We start from the raw sequence: 11,192 nt of genomic DNA, 5'->3' as shown, positions 1-11,192 counted from the left end.
CGTAGCTGACACGGCCATTGGAAAGTGTCGTGCTCATTCGAAAGATGTAGGTAAGAGACAGGACTGAAGCCATGCGCTCTCGCCTCGAACAACTGTAATCCACGTCGCTCAGTGCAAGATACGCGCGTTCCATCTTGCATACGAATACGAATTCCATCCTGATCTGGTAGGTGTCTCACCACCCAGTCTACAGGCGGAGCAGGCCGAGTGTCTCGAGGCTTTCCCCCGAAGTGCTTCACAGGGTTACGTTCCGGTTGAGGATAGTTCTACGACACGGTGTCTGACAGTCAAACGTCCTCGAAGAATCTGTAATTCTTGTCGTATTACGGTGCTTGTTAGCAAGTTTTCCGATGCAGCAATCCCCCTACCCCCTGTTGTATCCATCGACTCACAGCCCGAACGGTTCGAGGTCGATCCGCTCGACCAGCCCGGCGGCCCGGTCGTACGGCGATTTTCGATCGCCCCCGGTTTCGGGTCGATCGCGTCCCGTCGCGGCGTAGACGTGGTCGACGAACGCCTCGCGAGCGAGGCGATTCTCGAAGAGGCCGTGGAGGTAGGTGCCGAGGACATCACCGTCGGCCGCGCCGCCGCCGTCGAACGGTCGTTCGATGTCGGCGTCGGCGAGGGGGTCGCTGTCGCCCATGTGGATCTCGTAGCCCGAGACGGTCCCCGAGGCATCCGCCAGGGGGCCACACCCCCGGAGCTGGCGCTCGACCGGTTCGACGGTTTTCTCGCGACTGAACCGGGTTTCGACCGGGAGCACCCCCGCGCCCTCGACCGTCTCCGTCTCGCCGGTCCCCTCGATAGACGCGTTCGAGAGCCGCTCGCCGAGAAGCTGGTAGCCGCCACAGAGCCCGACGATCGGCCCATCGAACGCCCGGAGCTCCTCGTATAGGCCGTCCTCGGCCGCGGCGATCGCGTCGTCGACGGTGTTTTTTGTCCCCGTCAGAACGACCGCATCGGCGTCGAGCGGCGCCGAGAGCGGCACGAACCGAACCCGGACGCCGGGCACTCTCGCGAGTGGCTCGACGTCGGTGACGTTCGACGCCCGTGGGAATCGGGGGACGGCGACCGTCACCGATCGGTCGGGGTCGACGCCGTCCTCGTCGCCCATCGTCCCCGCCGAGTCCGGCGCCGGCAGGGAGACGCTGTCCTCCTCAGGCAGCCCCGGATCGTCGTAGGGAAGGACGCCAAGCACGGGCACGCCCGTCAGTTCCTCGATGCGGTCGATGCCGGGGGCGAGAATCGAGCGATCCCCGCGGAACTTCGTGACGACGACGCCCTCAATCCGGTCGCGGACATCGTCGGGGAGTAACTCGAGCGTCCCCAAGATCGACGCGAAGACGCCGCCGCGCTCGATATCGGCGACAAGCAACACGTCGGCGTCGGCAAAGCGCGCCGTCTCAAGATTCGCCAGGTCACGGTCGTGAAGGTTGATCTCGGCGATTGACCCGGCCCCCTCCGCGATCACGATATCGTGGGCCGCCGCCAGCCGCCCGTGGGCTGCCTCGGCGGTCGCCTTTGCCCGTTCCCAGTGCGTCTCATAGTACTCTCCAGCGGCGAAATGCTCGATCGCCTCGCCGTCGAGGACGAGTTGGGATTCACCGTCGCCGCGGGGCTTCAACAGCACCGGGTTGTGGTCAGTCGTCGCCGGGGTCCGCGCCGCGTTGGCTTGGACGTACTGGGAGATGCCGATTTCGCCGAATCCTTCGCCGGTTGCCCGGGCAACCGCCCGCGCGTTGTTGGACATATTCTGTGCTTTGAACGGCGCGACCGAGAGCCCCCGGTTGGCGAGGGACCGACAGAGGCCGGCGGCGACCGTCGATTTGCCGACGTGGCTCGCTGTTCCGGCGACGAGGATCGTTCGGGCCGACATCACGACATGTTCCGGAGCGGCCGACTATACCAGTTACGGCGGTACCGATCCGACGCGCCCGACGCCCGTGTCGCCTGGGGAACGTTTATTCAGGGGCTGGCCGAACAATCTCTCGATGGAACCCGGGGAATCGGTCGATCTTGAGGCATGGCTCGCCGAGCAGGAGTCCTTCGAGCCGCCGGCGTCGTTCGTCGAGCAGGCCAACGTCACCGATCCGGGAATCTACGAGAAGTTCGAGGCGAACTGGCCGGACTGCTGGGAGCGCGCCGCCAATCTACTCGATTGGGATCAGCCCTGGACGGATGTGCTCGACGCGTCGTCCGCGCCCCGGTATCGGTGGTTCACCGGTGGCCGGCTCAACGCGGCCTACAACTGTGTCGACAGACACGTCGAGGCCGGCCGCAAGAACCGCGCTGCGCTTCGGTGGGTCGGCAAGCGCGGCGAGACGGAGACCTACACCTACGGGGATCTCAAACGCGAGACCGAGGCGTTCGCGGCTTCGCTTCGCGATCTCGGCGTCGAAGAGGACGACGTCGTCACGTTGTATCTGCCGATGATCCCGGAGCTACCGATCGCGATGCTGGCGTGTGCGCGGATCGGTGCCCCCCACTCCGTCGTCTTCGCCGGCTTCTCTGCCGACGCGCTCGCGACACGGATGGAGTCCGCCGATTCCGAATATCTCGTCACCTGCGACGGCTACTACCGCCGCGGCGACCCCCTCAATCATAAGGGCAAAGCCGACCGAGCGGTCAGACGCATCGACCGGGACGTCGAAACGATCGTCGTCGACCGCCTCGGCGCCAGTTTGCCGCACTCGCTCGGCGAGGCCCAACACGACTACGACAACATCATCGACCGAAACCGCGGACAGACCATCGATCCCGTCGCCCGCGACGCTGAGGACGACCTCTTCGTGATGTACACGTCCGGAACGACGGGCAAGCCGAAGGCGGTCAGACACACAACCGGTGGCTACCTCTCGCATGTGGCGTGGACGGCCCACGCAGTGTTGGATATCAAGCCGGAGGACACCTACTGGTGTTCGGCCGACATCGGCTGGATCACGGGGCACTCCTACATCGTTTACGGCCCGCTCGCGCTCGGAACGACGACGGTGATCTACGAGGAGACGCCTGACTACCCCGAAAAAACCCGTATCTGGGAGCTCATCGAGCGCTACGACGTGAACGTCTTCTACACGGCGCCGACAGCGATCAGAGCGTTCATGAAGTGGGGCTCGGACTACCCGGATCGACACGATCTCTCGTCGCTTCGACTCCTCGGGACGGTCGGGGAGGCGATCAACCCGAAGGCTTGGAAGTGGTACTACAAACACGTCGGTGGCGAATCCTGCCCGATCGTCGACACGTGGTGGCAGGCCGAGACGGGCGGAATGATGGTCACGACGCTGCCCGGCGTCGCCACGATGAAACCGGGGTCCGCGGGGAGACCGTTGCCCGGCATCGACGCACAGGTTGTCAACGAGGCGGGCAACGAGGTGGCCCCCGGTGAAGCCGGCTTTCTGACCGTCGACAGGCCCTGGCCGGGGATGCTTCGCGGACTCGCGGGCGACGAGGATGGGCGGTTCGTTTCGGAGTACTGGGAGGCGTACTCCGATCCCGATTCGGACGAGTGGACCTACGTGCCGGGCGATGGCGCGAAGATCGACGAGGACGGCTACATCACGATCCTCGGCCGCGTCGACGACGTGATCCCCCTCGGCGACGCCACGATCGGCACGATGGAGATCGAGTCGGCAGTCGTCGGTGTCGAGGGCGTCGCCGAGGCGGCCGTCACGAGCGCAGGGGGTGACCTCATCGCCTACGTCAGCACCGAGCAGGGGCATACGGGCGATGCCGCCCTCCGGAACACCGTCATGGCGGCGATCGAGCGGGAGATCGGCAGCGTGGCGATCCCCGACCACATCGTCTTCACCCCCGAACTGCCGAAGACCCGCTCGGGGAAGATCATGCGGCGACTTCTGGAGGGGATCGCGACCGGCGAGAAGCTGGGCGACATCAGCGCGCTCCGGAACCCCGAGATCGTCGGGGAACTCCAGGCACGGCTGTCGGGCGACTCCCGATCGTATCTCGAGTCTGAACACTAATTTCGGATTTACATAAAAGCGCGAAACACGGGTAACGAACCACCGCACGTTCGATCGCCGGGCCGGAGGAAGTCCTCAGGCGGAGAGCATCGTCGGGTTGGGATTATTCCCACTGGCCCCGCCCGCCGACAGCATCCAAAGAACTATTATTTCGGGTGATTCAACTATTACGAAATGAGCGATCCGCTCGGCCGTCGGGAGTACGAGCAACTTCGGGAGGCCGCGGCGACCACGCGCGGCCGTCTTGTCGTCAGGCTCATCGCGGAGGCGGGCGTTCGGCCTGCCGAACAGACCCGGATCCGCCCCGGCGACGTCGACCGGCGTCGGTTCGACGGTGTGGTGCATCACTTTCTGTCCGTCCGCGGCAGTGATGGGGACACCTGCCGGCGGACGTACCTCCCGGTCGAGTTGGCCCGTCTCATGGATGAGTACGCCGCGACCGCCGGCGTCGCCCCCGATACCCGGCTGATCGACGTCACGCCGCGTCGGGTCCAGATGCTCGTCTCGGAAGTCGCCTCCCGGGCGGCCGAAATAACCGAGCAGAGCCGCCTCGAGACTGTCTCGAGCGACGGGCTCCGGCGGTACTTCGCTAGGCGGCTGCTCGTCGAAGACAGCATCGACCCTCGGATCGTCCGAACGATCGGGGGGTGGGACCGACTCGAAGCGCTCGATCGGTACCTCGACGCAGCGGACGACGCGGAGATCGCCGCCGCTTTTTCCGATTCGAGCGCAACGACCGGCGGCGGTGGATTGCCGTTCGAGGGGGCGGCGGGCGCGGTCGGGCTTGAACTGGATGCGGACGGCCGGATCGTCGGCGGCGGCGGCGACATCGAAGGACTGCTCGGATACGAGCGAAACGCCGTCGTCGGGACGCCGTTCGGGCGACTGTTCACCGACGACGCCCGCGAACGTGCCCGTCCGAAAGAGGTCCTCGCCTCGGCCGGTCGCGAGGACTTCACCGTCGAGACGTGTTGGCTCCGCGCGGCCGGCGGCAACCGGGTCCGCGTTGCTGCCCTTATCTCACGCCGGGGGACCGACCAGCACTCGGGGTTCATCGCTGTCCTCTGGTCTGACGACGACACCGACGACGGGCGGACGGCAAGCACGTTCCGACGGGCGGTCTCGGCCGCCGGACAGCCGATCTGTTTCGCCTCTAAGGAGGGGGAAATCGAGTACGTCAACGCCGCCTTCGAGGGGTTGATCGGCTACACACAAAGCGAGGTCGTCGGCCGATCCGCAGCCGACATCCTCAGTTCCGGTGAGGACACCGACGCCTACGACGAGACGGTGCGCGCGACGGTCCTCGAAGGGGACTCTTGGACCGGTCAGGTGACGCTACGACGCAAGAGCGGCGAACGGGTTCACGTCCGACAGACCGTCGCCCCCGCCGGTGATAACAAGGTTGAGTTCGCCGTGATCGTCGCGACGGACGTGACCGAGCGGGTCCGCCGAGAGCGGTCGTTGGCGCGGCGCTGTGAGACGCTCGAGGGGCTTGAGGGGTTGGTCGCCGATATCAACGCCGCCGGCCGGGAACTGATCGACGCCTCAACCCGCTCGGAGATCGAGGCCGCCGTCTGCGAATCGCTGGCCGATAGCGACGCCTACCTCGCCGCCTGGGTCGGGGGCACCGATCCCGGTGAATCACGGCTCCGACCGCGGGAAGCAGCCGGCGCATCAGCCGTCAACAAATCCGCGATCGACATCGATTCTTCGGTGTTGTCCTCGGCACTCGAGACCGGCCGTCCGCGGGTGGCCGGCAGCGAATTTCCGGCCGACGTGCTCGGCCCCTTCGAGGCCGACGGCGTCTCCGGAGCCCGCGTGGCTGGGATCGTCCCGCTCGCGTACGGCGAAACAACTTATGGGTTGTTAGCCGTCTTCACCGACCGCGGGACGGCCTTCGGCGACCGCGAGCGGACGCTACTCTCCGATCTCGGTGCCAACGTCGGCCACGCGATCACCGCCATCGAGCGCCGGAACCTACTGTTGGCCGACACCGTCGTCGAGTTGGAGTTCGGCTGCACCGATCCAGGGGCGTTTCTCGTCGCTGCGACGGCCGAACACGACTGCGTCTGTTCGATCCAGGCGGTCGTTCCCATCGCGGAGGGGTCGCTCCTGTTTTATATAGCTCTCTCCGGCGCCCAACCGGACGCCTTTCTCGACACCGCGACGGCCGCATCCGGCGTGACCGACGGCCGATACATCCGCGAGTACGACGACAGTTCGCTGCTTGAGCTTACTGTGGAGGGGAGTTCGCCTGCTTTGACGCTAACCGAAATCGGCGCGACGATCCGAGAGGGGGTCGCGGATTCGGGTGAACAGACGATCCGGGCCGAGATCGCACAGGAAACCGGCGTCCGATCCGTCGTCAAGGGGTTGCAGGCGTCGTTTCCGGAAACGACACTCCGGGCGAAACACGCCGCCGACCGCCCCGTCGAGACCATCGCGGAGTTCCAGAACTCCCTCTCTGAGTCACTGACGGACAAACAGCGCTCGGCGCTCCGGGCGGCGTACTTCGCGGGGTACTTTGATTGGCCCCGCGGATCGACCGCCGAGGAGGTCGCCGAGTCGATGGGCGTCTCCTCGCCGACGCTGCACAATCACCTCCGAAAGGCCGAACGAAAGCTTCTCTCGTCGTTTTTCGACCACACGATGGACCATATCGGCAACGGGGTCCCGGAGCCGTCGGCGTAGTGGCTATGCGCTCGGACCGCCGAAGCGGCGCTGGCGGTCTTCCATTACGTGACTCCAGCCCGAACGCGTCGTCTTCTAGCGTCGGATCGCTCCCGCCGCCGCCCCAGGTTCTGACCGATCGTTCGCTTCGCCCACCAGCGGGACGCTCACCGCGTGATATCCGCGACAAATCGCCATGGGAAGTGGGCACTCGAACGCGTAGAGTTTGCATGCTTAGAGCCCCCGCTTATTAGGGTCGGATTTGTCCGGTACGATGTAATGTCTGATTCAGAGGACACACAATTGGAAGCACGGCTCGCCGAGCAGGAGTCCTTCGAGCCACCGGAGTCGTTCGTCGAGCAGGCGAACGTGTCGGATCCCGAAATCTACGAGGAGTTCGAGGAGAACTGGCCGGATTGTTGGGAACAAGCCGCCGACCTGCTCGACTGGGAGAGCGACTACGACGAGGTTCTCGTTGACGACAACGAACCGTTCTATGAGTGGTTCACCGGCGGCGAACTGAACGCGTCGGAGAACTGTCTTGACCGGCATCTCGACGAGCGCGGTGATGAGACCGCCATCCAGTGGGAAGGCGAACTCGGCGAGTCTCGCGAGTACACCTACGAAGAGCTCCACCGCGAGGTCAACGAGACTGCGGCTGCGCTTCGCGATCTCGGCGTCGAAGAGGACGACGTCGTCACGATGTACATGCCGATGATCCCGGAGCTACCGATCGCGATGCTGGCGTGTGCGCGGATCGGTGCCCCTCACGCCGTCGTCTTCGCCGGCTTCTCTGCCGACGCGCTCGCAACACGGATGGAGTCCGCCGATTCCGAATATCTCGTCACCTGCGACGGCTACTACCGCCGCGGCGACCCCCTCAACCACCTTTCGAAAACCAACGAGGGCCTCGAGGATGTCGAACACGATACGACGACGGTCGTCGTCGACCGTCTCGGCGACGAACTCGATCACGAACTCGGCGAGGACCAACTCGACTACCACGACCTCGTGGCCGACTACGAGGGCGCGTCGGTCGATCCGGTCACCCGCGATGCCGAGGACATGCTGTTCCTCATGTACACGTCGGGGACGACCGGCAAGCCGAAAGGGGTCAAGCACACCACTGCCGGTTATCTCTCCTACGCCGCCTGGACATCCCATGCGGTGTTGGATATCAAACCGGATGACACCTACTGGTGTTCGGCCGACATCGGCTGGATCACGGGGCACTCCTACATCGTTTACGGCCCGCTCGCGCTCGGAACGACGACGGTCATGTACGAGGGGACCCCCGACTACCCCGACAAGGACCGGATGTGGGACATCGTCGAGAGCTACGACATCAACCAGCTGTACACGGCGCCGACGGCGATCCGGGCGTTCATGAAGTGGGGGAGTCAGTACCCCGAACAACACGATCTCTCGTCGCTTCGACTCCTCGGGACGGTCGGGGAACCGATCAACCCGAAGGCCTGGAAGTGGTACTACAAGCACATCGGCGACGAGTCCTGCCCGATCGTCGACACGTGGTGGCAGACCGAGACCGGCGGAATGATGATCACGACGCTGCCCGGCATCGCCACCATGAAACCCGGCGCGGCCGGACCGCCACTACCCGGCGTCGACGCACAGGTCGTCGACGAGTCGGGCGACGAGGTGGCCCCCGGCGAAGCCGGCTACGTGACGGTCAACAGGCCCTGGCCCGGTATGCTCCGGACGCTGTATCATAACGACGAGCGGTTCATCTCGGAGTACTGGGAGGCGTACTCGGACCCCGATTCGGACGACTGGGTGTACTTCCCCGAGGACGGCGCGAAGATCGACGAGGACGGCTACATCACCATCCTCGGCCGCGTCGACGACGTAATCAACGTTTCCGGGCACCGACTCGGCACGATGGAGATCGAGTCGGCAGTCGTCGGCGTCGAGGGCGTCGCCGAGGCGGCTGCGGTCGGCGGCGACCACGATATGAAGGGCGAGGCGGTTTACACCTACGTCATTCTCGAGGACGGCTACGAGAAAGGCGAGGAGATGAAACAGTCGATCATCGGAGGCGTCGAGGACGCGATCGGCCCGATCGCCCGGCCCGAGGAGGTTATCTTTACCCCCGAACTCCCGAAGACTCGGTCCGGGAAAATCATGCGGCGGCTCCTGGAGGACATCGCGAACGAGGAGGACCTCGGCAACACGAGCACGTTGCGAAACCCCGAAGTCGTCGACGACATCCAGGACCAACTGTAACCGAACCGATCCGAAACTTCAACGATAATTTAATATAATCATGGCTGCTTCAAACGACAACATGGCGGAGAACGACACACAATCACGACGCGACGTACTCAAGACGGCCGGAGCCGCGGGCGCTGCCGGCATTGCCGGTCTTGCCGGCTGTCTTGAGGGCGGTAACGGAAACGGCGATGGCGGAAACGGCAACGGCAACGGCGGCGGGAGTTCGGAGTATCCCTCGCTGGGCAACTATCCGATCGAGGGCGACACCGCGGTGTTAGGGTTCAACGTCCCCCAGACCGGCCCCTATCAGGAGGAGGGCGCGGACGAGCTCCGCGCGTACGAGCTCGCGGCGGACCACCTCAACAACGGCGGCGGCTGGGTCGACATGTGGGACGACCTCTCCGGCGACGGGGTCAACGGCTACGAGATCGACTACGTGACCGGCGACACGGCGACGGACGCCGACACCGCACGCGAGTCGGCCTCGCGGATGATCGAGCGGGACAACGTCATCATGTTCAGCGGCGGCTCATCAAGCGCGACGGCGATCGCCCAACAGGGGCTCGCCCAACAGGAGAACGTCCTGTTCATGTGCTGTCTGACCCACTCCAACGACACGACCGGGGGGGACTGCGTCCGCTACGGCTTCCGGGAGATGTTCAACGCCTACATGACCGGGCAGGCACTCGCGCCGATCGTCACCGAGGAGTTCGGCGACGGGCTGGATTTCTACCAGCTGTATGCTGACTACACGTGGGGGCAGACGGTACAGCAGTCAATGCGGCAGTTCTTCGAGGCTGAGGGCTGGAACGAGATCAACTCCGTTCCGACGCCGCTCGGAACCGACGACTACTCGACGTTCCTGCAGGACGCACGGGACTCGGGTGCGGATGTCCTCTTCTTGGATCACTACGGCCTCGATGGCTCGAACTCAGTCTCACAGGCCGTCGATCAGGGGATCAAGGAGGACATGGAGATCGTCGTCCCGCTGTACAACGTTCCCATGGCGGGCTCTGCCGGCGGTTCCATCGAGGGTGTCTTCGGGACGGACGGCTGGGACGCGAACCTCGATAACGAACCCACGCAGGTGTTCGCCGAGGCGTTCGAAGAAGAGTACGGCTCGACACCGAGTTCCCCGGCGCGGCTGGCGTACTCGGCAACATTAAACTACGCGGCCGCCGTCGAGCGCGCTGGAACGTTCTACCCGCCGGAAGTAATTCGCGAACTCGAAGGCTACGAGTGGAGCAACGGCGGCATCGGCGAGGAGATCATGCGCGAGTGCGACCACCAGACGATGCGCGACATCCTTGTCGTCCGCGGCCTCTCCGAGGACGAACAGGACCCGGACAGCGGCCGGTACTGGGAAGTCGTCGAACAGTCGTCCTACCCGGACGCAGTCGGCTACGACTGCGACAGCGGTCCGGCCTCCGAATGTGAACTCGGCGAGTACGGCGACGAGTAAGCCGCGGTCAGTATAGCCGGACAAATCGACTTTCCTTATTAATTCAACCCATGCACACACACACACTAACGATGGAGGTGCTATCGTGAGCGTCGTCGGATCGGTCGTCGGCTTCGCCATCCAGACGCTCGCGGTCTCCTCGATCTACATCCTCGTCGCGATCGGGCTGTCGATAACGCTCGGTACGCTGAAGTTCGTGAACTTCGCCCACGCCGCGATGTATCTGGCGGGCGTCTACATCGGGCTCGGGATCGCGCTCGAGCTGCAGTTCACCGGGGACATCGCACGCAGCATCGGACTCGGGAACGTCGGCCTCGATCTGGGCTTTCTGGCCGCGCTCGCCATCATCCCGATCATCACCTTCGGGCTCGGGCTGTTGATGGAGCGGTTCGTCGCTCGGCCCTTCTACGACCGGCCGGACACAGACCAGATCCTGGTGACGTTCGGGATCCTGTTGATCGTCCAGGAGCTGATCAGGGCGTTCGTCGGCGGCCGATCGCTCACGTTCTCTCGGCCCGAGTGGGCTGCGGGGGCGATCAGTCTCGGCCCGCTCGGCACGTACTCCAGTTGGCGGCTCGCGATCATCGGAATCACCGCGGTGCTCGTCCTCGCGGTGTATCTGTACATCGAGTACACCGACGTCGGACTCGCGGTTCGGGCGGGTACGGAGGACGCGGAGATGGTGAACCTCCTCGGCATCCGCGCAACGCGGCCGTTCCTCGTCATTTTTGGTATCGGATCGGGACTGGCCGGCGCGGCGGGCGTCGTTGGCGGCCCCGTCTTCAGCGTCGTCCCGGAGATCGGGGTCGGCGTGCTCGTCCCGGCCTTCCTCGTCGTCGTCGTTG

At 64.8% G+C, this 11,192-nt stretch carries 6 protein-coding genes; 5 read left to right on the top strand and 1 reads right to left on the bottom strand.

Annotated elements, in window-relative coordinates; all coding sequences use genetic code 11:
* Window positions 1-388 precede the first annotated feature (388 nt).
* Entirely contained in the window at window positions 389-1,876 is a 1,488-nt protein-coding gene (locus ACI944_RS06960; protein WP_411718329.1) for a cobyric acid synthase, read from the bottom strand.
* Window positions 1,877-1,991: 115 nt separating this feature from the next.
* On the opposite strand from ACI944_RS06960, the gene acs (ACI944_RS06955) reads away from it, so the two are divergent.
* From acs (ACI944_RS06955) to ACI944_RS06935, 5 genes are all read left to right on the top strand, one after another.
* Window positions 1,992-3,983, top strand: a complete 1,992-nt coding sequence (acs, locus tag ACI944_RS06955) for an acetate--CoA ligase (protein ID WP_411718328.1) — start codon at window positions 1,992-1,994, stop codon at window positions 3,981-3,983.
* Between the two features lie 174 nt (window positions 3,984-4,157).
* Window positions 4,158-6,674, top strand: coding sequence for a bacterio-opsin activator domain-containing protein (locus ACI944_RS06950; RefSeq protein ID WP_411718327.1), 2,517 nt, complete (start codon window positions 4,158-4,160; stop codon window positions 6,672-6,674).
* 258 nt (window positions 6,675-6,932) lie between these two features.
* Window positions 6,933-8,897 (top strand): acetate--CoA ligase, encoded by a 1,965-nt coding sequence (acs, locus tag ACI944_RS06945; RefSeq protein ID WP_411718326.1) that lies wholly within the window; start codon window positions 6,933-6,935, stop codon window positions 8,895-8,897.
* Between the two features lie 61 nt (window positions 8,898-8,958).
* A complete protein-coding gene (locus ACI944_RS06940) occupies window positions 8,959-10,347 on the top strand; it encodes a substrate-binding protein (protein ID WP_411718325.1) in 1,389 nt (462 codons plus the stop codon).
* Window positions 10,348-10,432: 85 nt separating this feature from the next.
* A partial coding sequence (locus ACI944_RS06935; protein WP_411718324.1) for a branched-chain amino acid ABC transporter permease occupies window positions 10,433-11,192 on the top strand: 760 nt, incomplete at its 3' end.

The sequence above is a fragment of the Natronomonas sp. genome (assembly GCF_046710025.1).
Lineage (GTDB): Archaea > Halobacteriota > Halobacteria > Halobacteriales > Haloarculaceae > Natronomonas.
Note: the sequence above shows the minus strand (reverse complement) of the source record. Positions and strands in the feature narration are given on the sequence as shown.